At 66.5% G+C, this 18,860-nt stretch carries 20 protein-coding genes; 12 read left to right on the plus strand and 8 right to left on the minus strand.

Features of this window, described 5'->3' with window-relative positions:
* Nucleotides 1–64: 64 nt before the first annotated feature.
* From ftsX to ftsY, 3 genes are read right to left on the minus strand one after another with little or no spacing between them, the layout of a single operon-like run.
* Nucleotides 65–1,075, minus strand: a complete 1,011-nt coding sequence (gene ftsX, locus N7607_RS05885; RefSeq protein WP_279864794.1) for a permease-like cell division protein FtsX — start codon at nt 1,073–1,075, stop codon at nt 65–67.
* Nucleotides 1,075–1,743 (minus strand): cell division ATP-binding protein FtsE, encoded by a 669-nt coding sequence (ftsE, locus tag N7607_RS05890; protein ID WP_279864793.1) that lies wholly within the window; start codon nt 1,741–1,743, stop codon nt 1,075–1,077. Before ftsE ends, ftsX begins: the two co-directional genes overlap by 1 nt.
* Nucleotides 1,740–3,167, minus strand: a complete 1,428-nt coding sequence (ftsY, locus tag N7607_RS05895; RefSeq protein WP_279864792.1) for a signal recognition particle-docking protein FtsY — start codon at nt 3,165–3,167, stop codon at nt 1,740–1,742. Before ftsY ends, ftsE begins: the two co-directional genes overlap by 4 nt.
* A gap of 127 nt (nt 3,168–3,294) precedes the next feature.
* Here ftsY and N7607_RS05900 point away from each other — a divergent pair, with 127 nt between their 5' ends.
* From N7607_RS05900 to N7607_RS05920, 5 genes are all read left to right on the plus strand, one after another.
* Nucleotides 3,295–4,659, plus strand: a complete 1,365-nt coding sequence (locus N7607_RS05900) for a pitrilysin family protein (RefSeq protein WP_279864791.1) — start codon at nt 3,295–3,297, stop codon at nt 4,657–4,659.
* The gene (locus N7607_RS05905) at nt 4,656–6,140 is read left to right on the plus strand and encodes a pitrilysin family protein (RefSeq protein WP_279864790.1); all 1,485 of its coding nucleotides are present in this window, start codon (nt 4,656–4,658) and stop codon (nt 6,138–6,140) included. Before N7607_RS05900 ends, N7607_RS05905 begins: the two co-directional genes overlap by 4 nt.
* On the plus strand, nt 6,140–6,733 hold the full coding sequence (gene rsmD / locus N7607_RS05910; RefSeq protein ID WP_279864789.1) for a 16S rRNA (guanine(966)-N(2))-methyltransferase RsmD: 594 nt from the start codon (nt 6,140–6,142) through the stop codon (nt 6,731–6,733). Before N7607_RS05905 ends, rsmD begins: the two co-directional genes overlap by 1 nt.
* 1 nt (nt 6,734) lies before the next feature.
* Nucleotides 6,735–6,974 (plus strand): hypothetical protein, encoded by a 240-nt coding sequence (locus N7607_RS05915; protein WP_279864788.1) that lies wholly within the window; start codon nt 6,735–6,737, stop codon nt 6,972–6,974.
* A 137-nt stretch (nt 6,975–7,111) separates the two neighbouring features.
* On the plus strand, nt 7,112–8,095 hold the full coding sequence (locus N7607_RS05920) for a hydrolase (RefSeq protein ID WP_279864786.1): 984 nt from the start codon (nt 7,112–7,114) through the stop codon (nt 8,093–8,095).
* On the opposite strand, the gene N7607_RS05925 is transcribed toward N7607_RS05920, so the two are convergent.
* The gene (locus N7607_RS05925; protein ID WP_279864785.1) at nt 8,092–8,754 is read right to left on the minus strand and encodes a TetR/AcrR family transcriptional regulator; all 663 of its coding nucleotides are present in this window, start codon (nt 8,752–8,754) and stop codon (nt 8,092–8,094) included. The genes N7607_RS05920 and N7607_RS05925 overlap by 4 nt on opposite strands.
* A gap of 144 nt (nt 8,755–8,898) precedes the next feature.
* On the opposite strand from N7607_RS05925, the gene N7607_RS05930 reads away from it, so the two are divergent.
* The 7 genes from N7607_RS05930 to ggt all read left to right on the plus strand — a co-directional run bounded on the left by N7607_RS05930 (nt 8,899) and on the right by ggt (nt 15,766).
* A complete protein-coding gene (locus tag N7607_RS05930) occupies nt 8,899–10,329 on the plus strand; it encodes a coniferyl aldehyde dehydrogenase (RefSeq protein ID WP_279864784.1) in 1,431 nt (476 codons plus the stop codon).
* Nucleotides 10,330–10,338: 9 nt separating this feature from the next.
* Nucleotides 10,339–10,884 (plus strand): twin-arginine translocation pathway signal protein, encoded by a 546-nt coding sequence (locus N7607_RS05935; RefSeq protein ID WP_279864783.1) that lies wholly within the window; start codon nt 10,339–10,341, stop codon nt 10,882–10,884.
* 45 nt (nt 10,885–10,929) lie between these two features.
* Nucleotides 10,930–12,522 carry a GMC family oxidoreductase gene (locus N7607_RS05940; RefSeq protein ID WP_279864782.1) on the plus strand — a complete coding sequence of 531 codons (1,593 nt, stop codon included), beginning with the start codon at nt 10,930–10,932 and terminating at the stop codon, nt 12,520–12,522.
* Between the two features lie 2 nt (nt 12,523–12,524).
* Nucleotides 12,525–12,911, plus strand: coding sequence for a phosphopantetheine adenylyltransferase (locus N7607_RS05945; protein ID WP_279864780.1), 387 nt, complete (start codon nt 12,525–12,527; stop codon nt 12,909–12,911).
* Nucleotides 12,912–12,989: 78 nt separating this feature from the next.
* Nucleotides 12,990–13,469 carry a pantetheine-phosphate adenylyltransferase gene (gene coaD / locus N7607_RS05950; RefSeq protein ID WP_279864779.1) on the plus strand — a complete coding sequence of 160 codons (480 nt, stop codon included), beginning with the start codon at nt 12,990–12,992 and terminating at the stop codon, nt 13,467–13,469.
* 291 nt (nt 13,470–13,760) lie between these two features.
* Complete coding sequence (locus N7607_RS05955; protein ID WP_279864778.1) at nt 13,761–14,012, plus strand: YfhL family 4Fe-4S dicluster ferredoxin; 252 nt, start codon at nt 13,761–13,763, stop codon at nt 14,010–14,012.
* A gap of 80 nt (nt 14,013–14,092) precedes the next feature.
* Entirely contained in the window at nt 14,093–15,766 is a 1,674-nt protein-coding gene (gene ggt, locus N7607_RS05960; protein ID WP_279864777.1) for a gamma-glutamyltransferase, read from the plus strand.
* Between the two features lie 59 nt (nt 15,767–15,825).
* On the opposite strand, the gene N7607_RS05965 is transcribed toward ggt, so the two are convergent.
* The 4 genes from N7607_RS05965 to N7607_RS05980 form a co-directional block, all read right to left on the minus strand.
* Nucleotides 15,826–16,164 (minus strand): multidrug transporter, encoded by a 339-nt coding sequence (locus tag N7607_RS05965; RefSeq protein WP_279864775.1) that lies wholly within the window; start codon nt 16,162–16,164, stop codon nt 15,826–15,828.
* A gap of 83 nt (nt 16,165–16,247) precedes the next feature.
* Nucleotides 16,248–16,826, minus strand: a complete 579-nt coding sequence (locus N7607_RS05970; RefSeq protein WP_279864774.1) for a lysophospholipid acyltransferase family protein — start codon at nt 16,824–16,826, stop codon at nt 16,248–16,250.
* A gap of 50 nt (nt 16,827–16,876) precedes the next feature.
* Entirely contained in the window at nt 16,877–17,689 is an 813-nt protein-coding gene (mutM, locus tag N7607_RS05975; protein ID WP_279864773.1) for a bifunctional DNA-formamidopyrimidine glycosylase/DNA-(apurinic or apyrimidinic site) lyase, read from the minus strand.
* Nucleotides 17,690–17,904: 215 nt separating this feature from the next.
* Nucleotides 17,905–18,717, minus strand: coding sequence for an HDOD domain-containing protein (locus tag N7607_RS05980; protein ID WP_279864864.1), 813 nt, complete (start codon nt 18,715–18,717; stop codon nt 17,905–17,907).
* Nucleotides 18,718–18,860 lie beyond the last annotated feature (143 nt).

Consider the following 18,860-nt stretch of genomic DNA (forward strand, 5'->3'; position numbering starts at 1 on the left):
AGCAGGGAACCCGTGGAAAAGTTCCCTTACAGTTGCTCAGAAAATGATCGAAATCAATGAATTGCTAGCGTGGCGCAAGCTCGCTCAAGTGACGGGCCACCGCCAGCCAGGCGCCAATATAGCCGAGGAAAACCGCGCCCAACAGTAGCGAAAGACCATCGGCGGCCGGCACCCCGCCCAGGGCGAAATCGCTGCCGTAGAGCCCTGCCAGGCGCACCACCGCTGCGTTAAGCCAGTCCAGGCCGAAGGCCAGCAGGCCCCAGGCCAGCAGGCCGGCGCCCAGGCCGTAGAGCGCGCCCATATAGAGGAAGGGACGGCGCACGTAGCCGTCGGTGCCGCCGACCAGCTTGATCACCTCGATCTCGTTGCGGCGATTCTCGATGTGCAGGCGGATGGTGTTGCCGATTACCAGCAGCAGCGCCATCACCAGCAGCAGGGTCAGACCGAAGACGAAGCGGTCGCCCAGGCCGAGGATGGCAGTCAGGCGCTCCACCCACTGCAGGTCGAGCTGCGCCTGGTCGACGCCGGGCAGCTCGGCCAGGCGCTGGCGCAGGGCCTCCAGCGCGGCCTTGTCGATCTCGTCCGGAGTCACTACCACCACGGCGGGCAGCGGGTTGTCCGGTAGCTCGCGCAGGGCCTGGCCGAGACCGGACTGCTCCTCGAACGCGGCCAGGCCGGCTTCGCGACCGATGAACTCGGCCTCGGCCACGTCAGCCATGGCGGCGATCTCCTCACGCAGCTGCAGGCCGGCGTCGTCACCGGCTTCCTGCTTGAGGTACAGGGAAATCTGCGCGGCCTGCTGCCAGGAACCACCGAGACGCTCGACGTTGTCCAGCAGCAGGGCCAGGCCCATGGGCAGCGACAGCGCCACGGCCATCACCAGGCAGGTGAAGAAGCTGCCTATGGGCTGGCCGACCAGGCGACCGAGACTGTCGATGAGGCTGGCGCGGTGGCTCTCGACCCAAGCGGCGAACAGGGTTGAGAAGTCCGGGCCCTGCTTGATCGGCTTGTCGGCCTTGCTCTGCACGGCGCCGACGCGCTCGGCGGCCTTGATATTGCGTTGCTTGTCGCTCATCAGCTGGCCTCCCCATCGCCGATCAGGCGGCCACGTTGCAGGGTCAGCATGCGGTGGCGCATGCGTGCGATCAGGGCCAGGTCGTGACTGGCGATCAGCACGGTGGTACCGAGGCGGTTGATGTCCTCGAACACGCCCATGATCTCGGCGGCCAGGCGCGGGTCGAGGTTACCGGTGGGTTCGTCCGCCAGCAGCAGGGCCGGACGGTGGACCACGGCGCGGGCGATGCCGACGCGCTGCTGCTGACCGGTGGACAGGTCCGCCGGGAACTGCTCGGCCTTGTCGGACAGCGACACGCGCTCCAGCGCCGCGCTGACCCGCTTGGCGATGTCCGGCTTGGACAGGCCGAGGATCTGCAGCGGCAGGGCGACGTTGTCGAACACCGTGCGATCGAACAGCAACTGGTGGTTCTGGAACACCACGCCGATCTGCCGGCGCAGGAAGGGGATCTGCGCGGTGGTGATCTGCGACAGGTCCTGGCCGGCCAGCAGCAGCTTGCCGGTAGTCGGCCGTTCCATCGCCAGCAGCAGGCGCAGCAGGGTGGACTTGCCCGCGCCGGAGTGGCCGGTGACGAAGAGGAACTCGCCGCGGCGCACGCCAAAACTCAGTTCGTGCAACCCGACATGGCCGTTGGGATACCGCTTGCCGACCTGCTCGAATCGAATCATCCCTGTTCCTTCTCAGCAAAGAGTGCCTGGACGAAGTCCGCGGCGACGAAGGTGCGCAGATCGTCGATGCCCTCGCCGACGCCGATGTAGCGGATCGGCAGGCCGAACTGCTTGGCCAGGGCGAAGATCACCCCGCCCTTGGCGGTGCCGTCCAGCTTGGTCAGCGCCAGCCCGGTGAGGGTCACGGCCTGGTTGAATTGCTTGGTCTGGTTGATCGCGTTCTGCCCGGTGCCGGCGTCCAGCACCAGCAGCACCTCGTGGGGCGCGGTGTCATCCAGTTTGCCAATGACCCGACGGACCTTCTTCAGTTCCTCCATCAGGTTGTCCTTGGTGTGCAGACGGCCGGCGGTGTCGGCGATCAGCACATCGACACCACGGGCCTTGGCGGCCTGCACGGCATCGAAGATCACCGAGGCGGAATCGGCGCCGGTGTGCTGGGCAATCACTGCGATCTGGTTGCGCTCGCCCCACACCTGCAGCTGCTCGACAGCGGCGGCGCGGAAGGTGTCGCCGGCGGCGAGCATGACCTTCTTGCCCTCGCCCTGCAGCTTCTTCGCCAGCTTGCCGATGGTGGTGGTCTTGCCGACGCCATTCACGCCGACCACCAGAATCACGTAGGGCTGCTTCTCGGCAGGAATCGCCAACGGCTGCTCGACCGGCTTGAGCAGGCCGCCCAGCTCTTCCTGCAGCGCCTTGTACAGCGCACCGCTGTCGGCCAGCTCCTTGCGCGCCACGCGCTTGGTCAGGCTGCCGATGATGGTACTGGTGGCCTCGACGCCGACGTCGGCCATCAGCAGACGGGTTTCCAGCTCTTCGAGCAGGTCATCGTCGATGGCCTTCTTGCCGAGGAACAGACTGGCCATGCCCTCGCCCAGGCTGGCGCTGGTTTTCGACAGGCCCTGCTTGAGACGGGCGAACCAGCCGCCCTGGTTGTCACCGGGCTTGCTCTGTTCGACCGGCGCCGGCGCGGCAACAGGCTCGGGATGCGGCGCGGGTTCGACGGGCGTTTCGTGGACCGGATGGGTGACTTCGCTGCCGGCATTGATGCGGAAGCGCGAGAAAGCCGGCTTGGGCTCTTCGGCCAGCGGCGCGGCCTCGACCACGGGCAGGTGCTCGATCGGCGGCTGCACCGCCACCGGCGTGGGCACCGGCTCAGGCGCGGTGGCGACAGGCTCGGGCACGGGCTCGACAACCGGCGCTGCAACAGGCGCCACCACGACGGGCTCGGCGCTGGTCTCGGTTACTGGAGCAGGGTTCGCGGCGGTCTCGGGCTCGACCCGAGCAGTGCTCGGCTCGGTCGCTGGCTCGGGCTGGGGCTGCTCGGCAGTTGCCGGCGCATCCGGCTTCTTGCGCAGCCAGCCAAACAGGGATTTCTTCTCGCCGGGTTGCTCCGGCGATGGCTTGTCGTCTTGGGAACCAAACATGGGTCGCTTGATCTCAGGGGAGCCGCACGGATCGCCGCGCCGCCCCGGAAAAGGATGCGGTATCCTAGCACCTCTTCGCCCGCCGGCGGTACGACCGGCCGGGCCGTCCGACAGGTCAAGAGCCCCTATGACACGACTCGCCCGCCGCTGCGCCGGCCTGCTCCTCAGCGCGTTCTGCATGCCCCTGGCGACCATCGCCGCCGAACCCCAAGCGACCCACGAATTCCAGCTGGACAACGGCCTCAAGGTCATCGTCCGCGAGGATCACCGCGCCCCCGTGGTGGTCTCCCAGCTCTGGTACAAGGTCGGCTCCAGTTACGAGACACCGGGCCAGACCGGCCTGTCCCATGCCCTCGAACACATGATGTTCAAGGGCAGCCGCAAGCTCGGCCCCGGCGAGGCCTCGCGCATCCTGCGCGACCTCGGCGCCGAGGAAAACGCCTTCACCAGCGACGACTACACCGCCTACTACCAGGTGCTGTCGCGCGACCGCCTGGACGTGGCCTTCGAACTGGAGGCCGACCGCCTGGCCAGCCTCAAGCTGCCGGCCGACGAGTTCACCCGCGAGATCGAGGTGATCAAGGAGGAGCGCCGCCTGCGCACCGACGACAAGCCGACCTCGCTGGCCTACGAGCGCTTCAAGGCCATGGCCTACCCCGCCAGCGGCTACCACACCCCCACCATCGGTTGGATGGCCGACCTCGACCGCATGACCGTCGAGGAGCTGCGCGCCTGGTACCAGGCCTGGTACGCGCCGAACAACGCCACCCTGGTGGTGGTTGGCGACGTGACCAAGGACGAGGTTCAGGGCCTGGCCCAGCACTACTTCGGCGCCATCCCGCGGCGTGACGTACCGCCGGCCAAGGCCCCGCGCGAGTTGAGCGAACCGGGCGAGCGACGCATCAAGCTGCACGTGAAGACCCAGCTGCCGAGCCTGTTGATGGGCTTCAACGTGCCCGGCATCGCCACCAGCGCCGATGCACGCGAAGTCCATGCGCTGCGCCTGCTTTCCGCCCTGCTCGACGGTGGTTATAGCGCGCGTCTGCCGTCGCGCCTGGAGCGCGGCCAGGAGCTGGTGTCCGGCGCCTCCGCCTGGTATGACGCCTTCCCCCGCGGCGACAGCCTGTTCATGCTCTCCGCCACGCCCAATGTGCACAAAGGCGTCACGCTGGAGCAGACCGAGGCCGGCCTGTGGGCCCAGCTCGACGACCTCAAGCAGACTCCACCCAGCGCCGAGGAACTGGCCCGGGTCCGCGCCCAGGTGATCGCCGGCCTGGTCTACGAGCGCGACTCGATCACCAGCCAGGCCACCACCATCGGCCAGCTGGAAACCGTCGGCCTGTCCTGGACGCTGATGGATAAAGATCTCGCCGCCCTCGAAGCAGTGACCCCGGCCGATATCCAGAAGGCCGCACGCACCTACTTCACCCACTCGCGCCTGTCGGTCGCCCACATCCTGCCCGAGAAAGCCGCAGAAGGAGCCCAGCCATGAGCGAGCGCAACGGCATGCGTTACGGCCTGCTCGGCCTCGGCCTGATCCTGCTGATCGGCCTGCTCACCTATATCGCCAGCCGCAGCGCCCAGGCACCAACGCTGGCGGAAGCGCCCGCGCCATCCACCGGCCTGGAATCGCTGAAAGCCCTGGAAGGCAAGGCACCGAGCAAGCGCACCCTGGACATCCAGCAATGGCAGACTGCCGAGGGCGCCAAGGTGCTGTTCGTCGAGGCGCGCCAGCTGCCGATGTTCGACCTGCGCCTGACCTTCGCCGCTGGCAGCAGCCATGACGACGGCGTGCCCGGCCTGGCCGCCCTGACCAACGCCATGCTCAACGAGGGCGTGCCCGGCAAGGACGTCACCGCCATCGCCGAAGGCTTCGAGAGCCTGGGTGCCGAGTTCGGCAACGGCGCCTACCGCGACATGGCCATCGCCAGCCTACGCAGCCTCAGCGCCGCCGAGCAGCGCGAGCCGGCCCTGGCCCTGTTCGACCAGGTCATCGGTCAGCCGACCTTCCCGCAGGACGCCCTGGCGCGGATCAAGAACCAGCTGCTGGCCGGCTTCGAGTACCAGAAGCAGAACCCCGGCAAGCTGGCTGGCCTGCAGCTGTTCGAGCGCCTGTACGGCACGCACCCCTACGCCCACCCGAGCGAAGGTAGCGAGGAGTCGATCCCCGGTATCTCGGTGGCGCAGCTGCAGGCCTTCCACCAGAAGGCCTACGCCGCCGGCAACGTGGTGATCGCCCTGGTCGGCGACCTCTCCCGCGCCGAGGCCGAGGCCATCGCGAGCAAGGTCTCCGCCTCCCTGCCCAAGGGCCCGGCGCTGCCACGCATCGCCCAGCCCGAGGAGCCCAAGGCCGGCCCCAGCCATATCGAGTTCCCGTCCAACCAGACCCACCTGATGCTGGCTCAGCTCGGCGTCGACCGCCGCGAACCGGACTACGCCGCGCTGATGCTGGGCAACCAGATCCTCGGTGGCGGCGGCTTCGGCACTCGCCTGATGGAAGAAGTGCGCGAGAAACGCGGCCTGACCTACGGCATCTACTCCGGTTTCAGCGCCATGCAGGCCCGTGGCCCGTTCATGATCAACCTGCAGACCCGCGCCGAGCTGAGCGAGGGTACCCTCAAGCTGGTACAGGATATCCTCACCGACTACCTGGCCAACGGCCCGACCCAGAAGGAACTGGACGAAGCCAAGCGCGAGATGGTCGGCAGCTTCCCGCTGACCACCGCGAGCAACGCCGACATCGTCGGCCAGCTCGGCAGCATGGGCTTCTACAACCTGCCGCTGACCTACCTCGACGACTTCATGAGCGAAGTCCAAGGGCTCAGCGTGGAGCAGGTAAAGGCCGCCATGGCCAAGCACCTGGCGACCGACAAGCTGGTCATCGTCACCGCCGGCCCCACGGTCGCGCAGAAACCGCTGCCCCCACCCACCGACAAGCCCGCCGAACAACCGGCCGGCCCGCCGGAGCACTAATGCGCAAGTCCCCAGGCAACAAACCCGCAGACCACAACGGTAGCGGCCAGCTGCGCATCATCGCCGGCGAGTGGCGCAGCCGCCAGTTCAGCTTCCCGATGGCCCACGGCCTGCGCCCGACGCCCAACCGCGTGCGCGAGACGCTGTTCAACTGGCTGGCGCCCTACGTCGAGGGCGCCCATGTACTGGACTGCTTCACCGGCAGCGGCGCGCTGTTCCTCGAAGCCCTGTCGCGCGGCGCCAGCAGCGCGCTGGCCCTGGACAGCAACAGCAGCGCCATCGCCAGCCTGCGGCAGATCCTCACCACGCTGAAATGCAGCAATGGCCAGTTGCTGCAGACCAATGCCCTGCAGTACCTGGAAAGCCAGACGCCCACCCCCTACGACCTGGTGTTCCTCGACCCGCCGTTCGGCCAGGACCTGCTGGCACCGGCCTGCGCACTGCTGGAAGAAAAGGGCTGGCTGGCCAAGGACGCCTGGATCTACACCGAAAGCGAAACCGCCCCCTCGACCCTGGCCATGCCCGGCAACTGGCGCCTGCACCGCGAGCAGAAGGCCGGGCAGGTGTATTACGCGCTGTGGGCGCGGGGCTGAAATGCCCCGGCAGCCTTCGTCGCTGAAGGATTTCATCCAGGCCAACCTGCCCTACCTGCTGCTGATCGGCATCGCCTTGCCACTGCTGCTGACGGAACAGCAAATCGGCCTGGACTTCGCCAGCCGTATCAATGTGCGAGAAAGACCGGGGCTGCTGCTTGATCTGACCACCCAGCGCGCCATAGCCCTGGCGGCACTGGCCTTCGCCACGCACCGAATCTGGCTTGGTCGGCGCCGGTAGATCAGCAAAGGACATACCCCAGCGGCTTCTGCCGTGACAAGCAGCGCAACCGACATCTCACATTCGCTCGGCGGATGATGCTTCCATCCTGCAACGAGACTCTCTAGCCTGGCGCTTTGCCCGCTATCCTTGCCTGCATGACTCCCAATTTCGAATCCGCCTGGTGGCTGCCCAGCCCACATCTGCAGACCCTGTTCGGCTCGCTGTGCCGCACTCCGCCGCAACTGCAGCGTCAGCGCGAGCGGCTGTGGCTGGAGGATGGCGACTTCCTCGACCTGGATTGGCATGGCCCGCATGAAGCCACGGCGCCGCTGGTGCTGGTGCTGCACGGGCTGACCGGCTCCTCCAGCTCGCACTATGTGCTCGGTCTGCAACAGCAATTGGCGGCCCAGGGCTGGGCCAGTGTGGCGTTGAACTGGCGTGGCTGCTCCGGCGAGCCCAACCTGCTGCCGCGCGGTTACCACTCCGGAGTCAGCGAGGATGTGGTCAGCGTGGTGCGTCATCTGCAGGCCAAGCGGCCACTGGCGCCGCTATATGCCGTGGGTTATTCGCTGGGCGGCAACGTGCTGCTCAAGTATCTCGGCGAGTCGGGAGAGGACTCCGGCCTGCAGGGCGCGGTAGCGGTGTCGGTGCCGTTTCGCCTGGACCACTGCGCCGAGCGCATCGACCGGGGCTTTTCCAAGGTCTACCAGGCGCACTTCATGCGCGAACTGGTGGCCTATGTGCGGGACAAGCAGCAGCGCTTCACCGACGAAGGTCATCACGAACGCCTGGCCGCCTTGCAGCAACTCGGCCCGCTGGAGGGCATGCGCACCTTCTGGGACTTCGACGGCCGCTTCACCGCACCGCTGCACGGTTACGCCGACGCGGACGACTACTACCGCCGCGCGTCCAGCCGCTACTACCTGGAGCGGATCCGCACGCGCACGCTGATCATCCAGTCCAGCGACGACCCCTTCGTCTTCCCCCACAGCGTGCCCCAGGCCCAGGAGCTGTCGCGCAGCACCCACCTGGAGCTGCACGGGCGTGGCGGCCACGTCGGCTTTATCGGCGGCTCGCTGAGGCATCCTGATTTCTATCTGGAGCGGCGCATTCCCGCCTGGCTGAGCGCGGGACGCTAGCCGACCACATCCGCCATCGGCACATGCAGGCGGCCCAGCAGCGCCTGTACCGCCGCACGCGCCGAATCGGTGACGTAGCCGCTCTCCAGCGCCAAGATCTGGTACACGCCACGGCGCATCAGCTCCTCGCTGAGATCGCCGGGGTTGCTGCGAATGGTGCAGAGGAAGCGCACCCAGGAGGTGAGGATGATCCAGCTGTTGAGGGTCAGTGCCTCGATCTGCTGGGCATCCATGGCAAGCACGTCGGCGGTGACGAAGCCGTGATAGATCTCGGTGGCCGCCTGCAGGCAGCGGTGGGCGAAGGCCCGGTAGCGCTCGGCCAGCTCCGGGTCGCTTTCCAGCAGGTGCTCGAGGTCGCGGTGCAGGAAGCGGTAATGCCACATGGCCGCCAGCAGCGCTTCCAGATAGAAGGTCTTGTCCGCCACTGTCAGGGCACGGCCCTCGGGCAGACGCAGGAATACCGCGACCCGGCTCTCATACTCGGCGAACAGCTCGGCGATGATCGCCTGCTTGTTGCGGAAGTGGTAGTACAGGTTGCCCGGCGACATGCCCAGGTGCGCTGCGATGTGGTTGGTGGTGACGCTGCGCTCGCCCTGGGCATTGAACAGCTCCAGGCTGGCTTCGACGATGCGTTCGCGGGTCTTGTTCTTCGGGGCCATGGTTCGGCTCGCGCGGAAAAGGGGATAAAAGTACAGGGAAGTGCTCGATCTGACGACCGGCGCAGTCCTCGATTGACAGTTTAGAGCATTTACTCTAAAAATCACCCTCATCTACTCCGCCGCTCCCACAGAGGACGCTCCGCCATGGTCGCCGACGTTGCCTATCTCCAACAAAACCAACAACAGATCGACGCCCTAGAGCCGCTGCTGGCCGCCCAGCGTGCCGCTTATCGCGCCAATCCAATGCCCTCGGCCGAACAACGCCGCGCCTGGCTCAAGGCCCTGCGCGAGCTGATCCTCGGCGAGAAGCAGGCTCTGATCGATGCGGTGTCCAGCGACTTCAGCAATCGCGCCGCCAGCGAGACTCTGCTGGCGGAGATCATGCCCAGCCTGCACGGCATCGACTACGCCAGCAAACGCCTGGGCAAGTGGATGAAGCCATCGCGCCGCCATGTCGGCGTGGCCTTCCAGCCCGCCTCGGCGCGCGTGGTGTACCAGCCGCTGGGCGTGGTCGGCGTGATCGTGCCGTGGAACTACCCGCTGTACCTGGCCTTCGGCCCGCTGATCGGCGCACTCGCTGCCGGCAACCGGGTGATGATCAAGATGAGCGAATCGACTCCGGCCACCTCGCAGCTGGTCAAGGACCTGCTGGCCAAGGTCTTCCCCGAAGACCAGGTCGCCGTGGTGCTGGGTGAGGCCGAGGTCGGCCAGGCCTTCTCCAAGCTGCCGTTCGATCACCTGCTGTTCACCGGCGCCACCAGCATCGGCAAGCATGTGATGCGCGCCGCCGCCGAAAACCTGGTGCCGGTGACCCTGGAGCTGGGCGGCAAGTCGCCGGCCATCGTCTCCGCCGATGTACCGCTGGAAGACGCCGCCGAGCGCATCGCCTTCGGCAAGACCATGAACGCCGGGCAGACCTGCGTGGCGCCGGACTATGTGCTGGTGCCGCAGGAGCGCGTCGAGGGCTTCGTCGCCGCCTACCGCGCCGCCGTGCAGCGCTTCTATCCCAAGCTGGAAGGCAATGCCGACTACACCGCGATCATCAACGAGCGCCAGCTGAACCGCCTGAAGGGCTACATCACTGACGCCGAAAGCAAGGGCGCGCAGATCGTTCCGCTGTTACCCGCCGACCAGGGCCGGCGCATGGCCCACAGTCTGGTGCTGAACGTGTCGGACGACATGAAGCTGATGCAGGAAGAAATCTTCGGCCCGCTGCTGCCGGTGGTGCCGTACCAGCGCCTGGACGACGCCTTCGCCTACATCGCCGACCGCCCGCGCCCGCTGGCGCTGTACTACTTCGGCTACGACAAGGCCGAGCAGCAGCGCGTGCTGACCGAGACCCACTCCGGCGGCGCCTGCCTCAACGACACCCTGCTGCACGTGGCCCAGGACGACATGCCGTTCGGCGGCATCGGCCCCTCCGGCATGGGCCACTACCACGGCCACGAGGGTTTCCTGACCTTCAGCAAGGCCAAGGGCGTCCTGATCAAGCAGCGCTTCAATGCCGCGCGCTTCATCTATCCGCCCTACGGCACGGCGATCCAGAAGCTGATCCACAAGCTGTTTATCCGCTAAGGGGCGCAGATGAGCGACATATCCAACGCCGCGCCGCAGCTGTCGCGCCGCGGCCTGCTCAAGGTCGGCCTGCTGGGCGGTGCCTTCCTGGCCACCGCCGGGGTCACCGCCAGCCTCAGCGGCTGCTCGGCCAGCGGCCCGGCCGCCGGCTACGCCGCCCTGCGCGGCAGCGATCTGCCGAGCCTGCGGGCGATCATCCCGGTAGTGCTCGATGGCGCGGTGAGCGCCGACGCCATGCAGGCGGCAGTGGACGCTACCCTGCAGGGCATCGACCACAACCTCAACTACCTATCGCCCGAACTGCTCAAGCTCACCCAGCAGCTGTTCGACGTGCTGGCCATGGCCGTCACCCGCGGCCCGCTGAGCGGCATCTGGGGTAGCTGGGAAAACGCCTCCAAAGCCGATATCCAGCAGTTCCTCAACCGCTGGGAGCACAGCTCGCTGGACCTGCTGCGCATGGGCCACGCCTCGCTGCTGCAGCTGGTGCTGATGGCCTGGTATGCCCGGCCACAGTCGTGGGCCCATTGCGGCTACCCAGGACCACCCCAGTTCTGACGTCCGCCTCGTCCCTTTGCAGAATTACAAGAAAAGAGCCTGAACATGCCTGTACCCGATATCTTCCGCGACGGCCTGGCCCGCGGCTGGACCACCTATGACGGCTCGCGCCTGGAAAAAGACCTGCTGCTGGAGGCCGACGTGGCCATCATCGGCAGCGGCGCCGGTGGCGGCACCACGGCGGAGATTCTCAGCGCCGCCGGGCTCAAGGTACTGCTGATCGAGGAAGGCCCGCTGAAGACCAGCAGCGACTTCAAGATGCAGGAGGCAGACGCCTACCCGCAGTTGTACCAGGAAGGCATCGGGCGCATGAGCAAGGATGGCGCCATCACCATCATGCAGGGCCGCGCCGTGGGCGGCACCACCCTGGTCAACTGGACCTCCAGCTTCCGCACCCCGGAGCCGACCCTCGCCCACTGGGCCGACGCCCATGGCGTGCACGGCCACAGCGCCGCCGAGATGGCGCCCTGGTTCGAGAAGATGGAGCAGCGCCTGGGCGTCGCGCCCTGGGCCATTCCACCGAACCCAAACAACGCGGTGATCAGCGCCGGCTGCGACAAACTCGGCTACGCCTGGAAAGTCATCCCACGCAACGTGCGCGGCTGCTGGAACCTCGGTTACTGCGGCATGGGCTGCCCGGTCAACGCCAAGCAATCGATGCTGGTCACCACCATCCCGGCCGCCCTCGACAAGGGCGGCGCCCTGCTCTACCTGGCGCGCGCCGAACGGCTTCTCCATGATGGCAACCACGTCACCGGCCTGGAATGCCTGGGCATGGACGAGCGCGCGGTCGCGCCCAACGGCCGGCGCATCATGGTCAAGGCGCGCCACTACGTGCTGGCAGGCGGCGGCATCAACTCGCCGGCGCTGCTGCTGCGCTCCAATGCTCCGGACCCGCACCAGCGAGTCGGCAAGCGTACCTTCCTGCACCTGGTGAACTTCTCCGCGGCGCAGTTCGAGCAGGTCATCAACCCGTTCTACGGCGCGCCGCAGTCGGTGTATTCCGATCATTTCCAGTGGAACGACGGCGCCACCGGGCACATGTCCTACAAGCTGGAAGTGCCGCCGCTGCAACCAGCCCTGGCCGCCACCCTGCTCGGCCGCTTCGGCGTCGACAACGCCATGCGCATGGAGCAGCTGCCGAACACCAACGTGATGCTGGCGCTGATGCGCGACGGCTTCCACCCGGACAGCGCCGAAGGCACGGTGGAATTGCGCGGTGACGGCACGCCGGTGCTCGACTACCGCATGACCGACTACACCTGGGACGGTCTGCGCCGGGCCTTCCACAGCATGGCCGAGATCCAGTTCGCCGCCGGCGCCAAGGCCGTGCTGCCGGTGCATGCCCAGGCCGAGTACGTGAAGAGCCTGGCCGAGGCCAAGGCGCTGATCGACCGTCTCGACCTGCGCCTGTTCCAGACGCGACTGGGCAGCGCCCATGTGATGGGCGGCTGCGCCATGGGCGAGGACGAGAAGCTGGCAGTCACCGACAGCCTGGGCCGCCACCACCAGCTGGAGAACCTGTCGATCCACGACGGCTCACTGTTCCCCACCAGCATCGGCGCCAACCCGCAGCTGTCGATCTACGGCCTCACCGCCAAGCTCTCGACCCTGCTGGCCGAGCGCCTCAAGGCCTGAGCATGGCGAACAAGCTGATCGCCCTCCTGCTGCTGGTCGCCGGCATCATCCACCTGCTGCCGCTGGCCGGCGTGCTCGGCGGCGAGCGGCTTAACACCCTGTACGGGCTGGCGCTGGACGAACCCAACCTGCAGATCCTGATGCGCCACCGCGCCGTGCTGTTCGGCCTGCTCGGCGCCTTTTTGTTGGCCGCTGCCTTCATCCCAGGGCTGCGCACTCTGGCGCTGCTCGGCGGCCTGCTCAGCGTCATCAGCTTCCTGCTGCTAGCCTGGAGCGCGCCGCTCTACAATGAGGCCTTGCGCCGCGTAGTAGTGGCCGACTGGGTGGCCCTGGCCTGCCTGCTGCTGGCACTGCTGCTACACCTGCGCCTGACCGCCAACGGCCACTGAGGTTTTCCCCGGCTTGGCCCCGAGGGAAACGCTGCGCTACCATCCGCGCACTTCAACCGCTCCGAGCAGGACTTCGCGATGAATCGAGTGTTGTACCCGGGTACCTTCGACCCCATCACCAAGGGCCATGGCGACCTGATCGAGCGCGCATCGCGGCTGTTCGACACCGTGATCATCGCGGTCGCCGCCAGCCCCAAGAAGAATCCGCTGTTCCCCCTGGAGCAACGCGTGGCGCTGGCCCGGGAAGTCACCGCGCATCTGCCGAATGTCGAGGTGGTCGGTTTCTCCACGCTGCTGGCGCACTTCGTCAAGGAGCAGAACGCCAATATCCTGCTGCGTGGCCTGCGCGCGGTGTCCGACTTCGAGTACGAGTTCCAGCTGGCCAACATGAACCGCCAGCTGGCGCCGGACGTGGAAAGCATGTTCCTCACCCCGTCGGAGAAGTACTCCTTCATCTCCTCGACCCTGGTGCGCGAGATCGCCGCGCTGGGCGGCGACATCGGCAAGTTCGTCCATCCGGCGGTGGCCGACGCCCTGGCCGAGCGCTTCAAACGCTGATCACGATCTGCTGCGCGTCGGCTAAACGGCGTTGAAAGCGGCTTCGGAAAGCAGCTTGCTGCTAACGCGCTTTAGCGCGGCCCAAAGGGTGAGCGGAGCGAGTCATGCTCATTTACGACTTGTAAACTCCGCTTCCTCAGCCGCTTTCGCCACCGTTTATCTCTAGCTCGCGAGATCGTGAGCAGATTCCCCCAGTCGCCTGCGCATGGCGCCAGGCTCTCCGATCCGGCACAATTCGCCCATTGAATGCCCGAAAGTGCCATGCCCAACGGGTTTGGCAGGAGTTGCCCGATGTCCCTGAAAATCACCGACGACTGCATCAACTGCGACGTCTGCGAGCCCGAGTGCCCCAACGGCGCCATCTCCCAGGGTGAGGAGATCTACGTGATCGACCCCAACCTGTGCACCGAATGCGTCGGCCACTACGACGAACCGCAATGCCAGCAGGTCTGCCCGGTGGACTGCATCCCGCTCGACGAGGCCCGCGTCGAGACCAAGGAGCAGCTGATGGAGAAGTACCGCCTGATCACCGGCAAGGCTTGATCGCGTCGGCGAGTCACAGTCGCCACCACTGGGGATCGATCTCCGCTAGGCTGTTAGGCCTGCCCCGCACGGATCGCCCCATGTTTGCCAAACGTCTTCTCGCCGGCCTGCTGCTGGCCTGCGCACTGGCCACCCAGGCCGCACCAGCCAAGCCACAGCAGGCCGCAGTCGCCACCGCCCACCCCGCCGCCACCGTCGCCGGCCTGGAAACCCTGGCCCAGGGCGGCAATGCCTTCGACGCCGCGGTTGCCATCGCCGCCGCGCTGGCGGTGGCCGAACCCTATGGCTCAGGCCTGGGTGGCGGCGGTTTCTTCCTGCTGCGCCAGGCCGGCGACAAGCCGACCTATCGCTTCATCGATGCCCGCGAACGCGCACCGCTGAGCGCCGGCCCGGATCTCTACCGGCGCAACGGCACGGTGCAGCGCGAGCTGTCGCTGAACGGCCCGCTGGCCGCCGCCATTCCCGGCCTGCCGGCGGCCCTGGCCCATCTGGCCCAGCGCTACGGCAAGCTGCCACTGACCGATTCGCTGACCCCGGCCATTCGCCTGTCCCGCGATGGCGTCGGCATCGACCGGGTCTATCGCGAACGCGCCGAGTGGCGCCTGCAAGCATTGCAACAGGACCCAACCAGCGCGGCCATTTTCCTCGACCAGGAGCGCATCCCGCCGCTGCATGGCCTGCTGCGCCAGCCGGCCCTGGCGCGCACCCTGGAGCGCCTGGCTCGCGACGGCCACGCGGGCTTCTACGGCGGCGAAACGGCGCGTCTGCTGCTGGAGGGCGTCAAGGCCGGGGGCGGCGTGTGGAGCGCCCGCGATCTGCGCGACTACCGGGTAGTGGAACGCCAGCCGCTGCGAGTCCCCCTGGCCGGCGGGCGCGAACTGATCAGCGCGCCACCGCCGTCGGCCGGTGGCGTGGCCCTGGCGCAGAGCCTGCTGATACTGCAGCAACTGCCCTGGCAGAAGGCCGGTGCGGTGCAACGCAGCCACTATGTGGTGGAAACCCTGCGCCGCGCCTACCGCGACCGCGGCCTGCTGGGTGACCCCGACCATGTGCGCAACCCGCTGCCGCAGCTGCTCGCCCCCGACTACCTGAAGGGACTGGCCAAGAGCATCGCCCTGCAGAACGCCACACCCAGCGCCAGCCTGTCGCCATCGCCGGCCTGGCGCGAGGGCGACCACACCACCCACTTCACCGTGCTGGATGCCGAAGGCAACGCAGTGACCGCCACCCTGTCGATCAATCTGCCGTTCGGCGCCGCCTTCACCGCCCCCGGCACCGGCGTGCTGCTGAACAACGAGATGGACGACTTCGCCGCCGACCCGCGCGGCAGCAATGCCTATGGCCTCGCCGGCAGCCAGGCCAATGCCATAGCCGCCGGCAAGCGGCCGCTGTCCTCCATGAGCCCGACCTTTATCGAGAGCGAACAGGAGCTGGCCAGCTTCGGCACGCCCGGCGGCAGCCGCATCCCCAGCATGGTGCTGCTGGCGGCGCTCGACTATCTGGATGGCAAGCCGGTGCAACAGTGGCCGGCCACGCCGCGCTATCACCACCAGTACCTGCCGGACGTGATCGAGTACGAGGCCGACGCCTTCAGCCCCAGCCAGCTGAGCAGCCTGGAAATGCGCGGACATCGGCTCAAGCGCGTGGAGCGCAGCTACGGCAACCAGCAGGTGCTGCTCTGGCACAAGGACAACGGCAGAGTAGAGGCTGCCAGCGACCCACGCGGCGTGGGCCGCGCGGCGCTGTGGCCATAGGGGCAGAAACGCAGAAGCCGGTCACAAGGACCGGCTTCTTGAATAGAGCGGCGGAAGGATCAGTCCTTCTTGTAACCGCTCTCGGTGCAACCCAGGCAACGCACGAAGGCGGCCATGCCCGGCTCCACCACCAGTGCCTGCCCAGCTTCCTTGACATTACCGCCAGCGGCGGTGAACGGCAGGCTGACCAGGAACAGACCGGCACCAATCACGGTGCCGGCGATCAGCAGCGGACGGGCGATGATCAGGTCGCCAGCCATGGCGTAACCCTTGGGTGCATTGGCGGTGTACAGCGGATCGCCACTGGCATTCTGTTGAACCACTTCCGCCTGCGCCGGCAGTGCCAGTAGGCCAGTGGTCAGAGCCAAGACAGCGGCGGTGGTGCGGAACAGGTTCATGGCGCGATCCTTCATTGTGTAGTTATGGCAGAGCGTTGCAGCTAACTATAACAGCGCTCGCGCAATTGTCAGCGTGAACGCCGTCAATCGCCGTGGAATGCGTATTCGGGCTTCTTCGGCACATAGGGGCCGAAGAACGCCAGCAGCGCGCGGATATCCGCCTCGGCATCGCCACAGGGCTGGAACGGTGCGCCGATCACCACCCGGCGATTGGCGAAGTCCAAGGCCGCCGGCACTATCGGTACGCCGGCGCCGAGAGCGATATGGTAGAAGCCCATCTTCCAGCGCTGCACCTTCTTGCGCGTGCCCTCCGGCGACAGCACCAGGATGAACTCGCGGTTGTCGCGAAAGCCCTGGATCGCCTGGTCCACCATGTTCAGGCTGAGGTGGCGCTGGATCGGGATGCCGCCCCAGCTGCGCAGCAGGCCGCCGAAGGGCCAGCGGAAGATGCTGTGCTTGCCGAACCAGCGGGCGTTCAGGCGCAGGACGAACTTCAGCGCGATGAAGATCACGAAGTCCCAGTTGGAAGTATGGTGAGCGCCGATGGCGACGAACTTGTCGAGCCTCGGCAGCGCGCCCTCGATGCGCCAGCCCATCAGTTTCAGTGCGCTACGCCCGACCCATTCGGCGAACGGGTTGGGCGGCAGGTAGTTGCCGTGCATCGCTGTTCCTACTGCTTGTTCTTATTCTGTGCGACCTGACAGCACGCGCTCTAGCGCTGGCATTTCGGGCAGTACACGCTGGCGCGCTGGCCCAGCTTCACCTCGCGCAGGGTGGCACCGCAGACCTTGCAGAACTCGCCGCTACGACCATAGGCGAACAGCTCCTGCTGGAAATAGCCGGGCTGACCGTCGCCGCCGATGAAGTCGCGCAGAGTGGTGCCGCCGCGCTCGATGGCATGGGCGAGGATGCGCTTGATCTCGACGGTCAGCGCCATATAGCGCGCCCGGGAGATGGAGCCTGCTTCGCGGCGCGGGTCGATGCCGGCGGCGAACAGCGCCTCGGTGGCGTAAATATTGCCCACGCCCACCACCACCGCGTTGTCCATGATGAACGGCTTCACCGCCATCGAACGACCGCGCGACAGCTGATACAGGCGCTCGCCATCGAAGGCATCGGTCAGCGGCTCAGGGCCCAGCCGCAGCAGCAGCTCGTGGTTGAGCGGATCATTGCTCCACAGCAGCGCACCGAAGCGCCGCGGGTCGGTGTAGCGCAGGGCCAGGCCCGACTCCAGCTCGATATCGACATGCTCGTGCTTGGCCACCGGCGCGCCCACCGGCACCAGGCGCAGGTTTCCGGACATGCCTAGATGGCCGATCAGGGTACCGCTCTCGGCCTGGATCAGCAGGTACTTGGCGCGCCGCTCGACGCACTCGATGCGCTGCCCGGACAGGCGCACATCGAGGTCTTCGGGGATCGGCCAGCGCAGCCGGCGCTCGCGCACCAGCACGCGGTTGACGCGCTGACCGACGAGATGGGGGGCGATACCGCGACGGGTGGTTTCGACTTCGGGTAATTCAGGCATTCACGCACTCGCGGGGGGTACAACTGAGCGGAACGCCACCCTAGCAGGAAAGACACAACGCCGGGAGACCCGCTTAGAACCTGCTCACGATCTCCTGACTGTCGGCCATACAGAGTTAAAAATGCCCTCGGAATGCTCATTTACTGCTCGTAGACTGCGCTTCCTCGGCCACTTTTGCCTTGTCTGGCTCTAATTCAGAAGATCGTGAGCAGGTCCTAGCCGGCACCGAGGTCGTGGATGCTTTCCTTGAGGGTCTGGAAGTCGTACTCGGTGAGGCCGACATACTCCAGCACGTGTTGCTGGATGCTGTTCCATTCATGGTCCGCCTCTTGGTTGCCCAGTACACGGAAGCTGGCGCAGATGTGCTCGGCCATCTTGAGGATCGCCATCAGCGTCTTCAGCTGAGCATCGCGGCCGGTGTCATCCTCGAAGAACGACAGCGCGTTGTGGTGATTGGCGATGGCCTCGCACAGGTGCAGCGGCAGGTTCCACGACTTGGCGGTGAAGTAGCCCACCACCGCATGGTTGGTGTTGAGCAGGCGGTTCTCGGTATCCACCACGCGGCGCTCGCTGCTGGCATTGAAGTACGCCTCCTCCAGCACCGTCATGTAGTTGGGGAAGCGCTTGAGCATCAGCGGGATGCCGCAGTTGTGGAACAGGCCGAGGGTGTAGGCCTCGTCCGGTGCCTGGTAGCCGATGCGCTTGGCCAGGGTCAGGCAGGTCATGGCCACGTCCTGGGCGGTGTCCCAGAAGCGGTTGAGGATGACGATGGTCTCGTCGCTCATCTCACCCTTGATCGACTGGGCGTTGATCAGGTTGATCACCGAGTTGCAGCCCAGCAGGTTGACCGCCTGCTGGATCGAGGCGATGCGATTGGACAGGCCGAAGAACGGCGAATTGACGATCTTCAGCAGCGCGCCGGAGAGGCCGGGGTCCTGGCTGATCAGCCGGGCGATGGTCTTCAGGTCCGGGTTGGGCAGGAACTGTTCCATCTGCAGATCGACCATGATCTGCGGCTGCGGCGGCACGCTGATGCCCTGCAGCACCTGCTGGATCTGTTCGGCGGAGAGTTCTTGAGCCATGGAAAAGGACACGTGGAGAATGTGAACGAGCCTACAGTTTAACCGACACACGGCGACAAGGCGGTTAAACCTTTGGCTGACCTTTTCCA

It is taken from the genome of Pseudomonas sp. GD04019, assembly GCF_029837695.1.
Classification (GTDB): Bacteria; Pseudomonadota; Gammaproteobacteria; order Pseudomonadales; family Pseudomonadaceae; genus Aquipseudomonas.

Bases quoted from the DNA above. Each gene is read 5' to 3' on its own strand.
- ftsX (WP_279864794.1), bottom strand. From the start codon at position 1,075: ATGAGCGACAAGCAACGCAATATCAAGGCCGCCGAGCGCGTCGGCGCC.
- ftsE (WP_279864793.1), bottom strand. From the start codon at position 1,743: ATGATTCGATTCGAGCAGGTCGGCAAGCGGTATCCCAACGGCCATGTC.
- ftsY (WP_279864792.1), bottom strand. From the start codon at position 3,167: ATGTTTGGTTCCCAAGACGACAAGCCATCGCCGGAGCAACCCGGCGAG.
- N7607_RS05900 (WP_279864791.1), top strand. From the start codon at position 3,295: ATGACACGACTCGCCCGCCGCTGCGCCGGCCTGCTCCTCAGCGCGTTC.
- N7607_RS05905 (WP_279864790.1), top strand. From the start codon at position 4,656: ATGAGCGAGCGCAACGGCATGCGTTACGGCCTGCTCGGCCTCGGCCTG.
- rsmD (WP_279864789.1), top strand. From the start codon at position 6,140: ATGCGCAAGTCCCCAGGCAACAAACCCGCAGACCACAACGGTAGCGGC.
- N7607_RS05915 (WP_279864788.1), top strand. From the start codon at position 6,735: ATGCCCCGGCAGCCTTCGTCGCTGAAGGATTTCATCCAGGCCAACCTG.
- N7607_RS05920 (WP_279864786.1), top strand. From the start codon at position 7,112: ATGACTCCCAATTTCGAATCCGCCTGGTGGCTGCCCAGCCCACATCTG.
- N7607_RS05925 (WP_279864785.1), bottom strand. From the start codon at position 8,754: ATGGCCCCGAAGAACAAGACCCGCGAACGCATCGTCGAAGCCAGCCTG.
- N7607_RS05930 (WP_279864784.1), top strand. From the start codon at position 8,899: ATGGTCGCCGACGTTGCCTATCTCCAACAAAACCAACAACAGATCGAC.
- N7607_RS05935 (WP_279864783.1), top strand. From the start codon at position 10,339: ATGAGCGACATATCCAACGCCGCGCCGCAGCTGTCGCGCCGCGGCCTG.
- N7607_RS05940 (WP_279864782.1), top strand. From the start codon at position 10,930: ATGCCTGTACCCGATATCTTCCGCGACGGCCTGGCCCGCGGCTGGACC.
- N7607_RS05945 (WP_279864780.1), top strand. From the start codon at position 12,525: ATGGCGAACAAGCTGATCGCCCTCCTGCTGCTGGTCGCCGGCATCATC.
- coaD (WP_279864779.1), top strand. From the start codon at position 12,990: ATGAATCGAGTGTTGTACCCGGGTACCTTCGACCCCATCACCAAGGGC.
- N7607_RS05955 (WP_279864778.1), top strand. From the start codon at position 13,761: ATGTCCCTGAAAATCACCGACGACTGCATCAACTGCGACGTCTGCGAG.
- ggt (WP_279864777.1), top strand. From the start codon at position 14,093: ATGTTTGCCAAACGTCTTCTCGCCGGCCTGCTGCTGGCCTGCGCACTG.
- N7607_RS05965 (WP_279864775.1), bottom strand. From the start codon at position 16,164: ATGAACCTGTTCCGCACCACCGCCGCTGTCTTGGCTCTGACCACTGGC.
- N7607_RS05970 (WP_279864774.1), bottom strand. From the start codon at position 16,826: ATGCACGGCAACTACCTGCCGCCCAACCCGTTCGCCGAATGGGTCGGG.
- mutM (WP_279864773.1), bottom strand. From the start codon at position 17,689: ATGCCTGAATTACCCGAAGTCGAAACCACCCGTCGCGGTATCGCCCCC.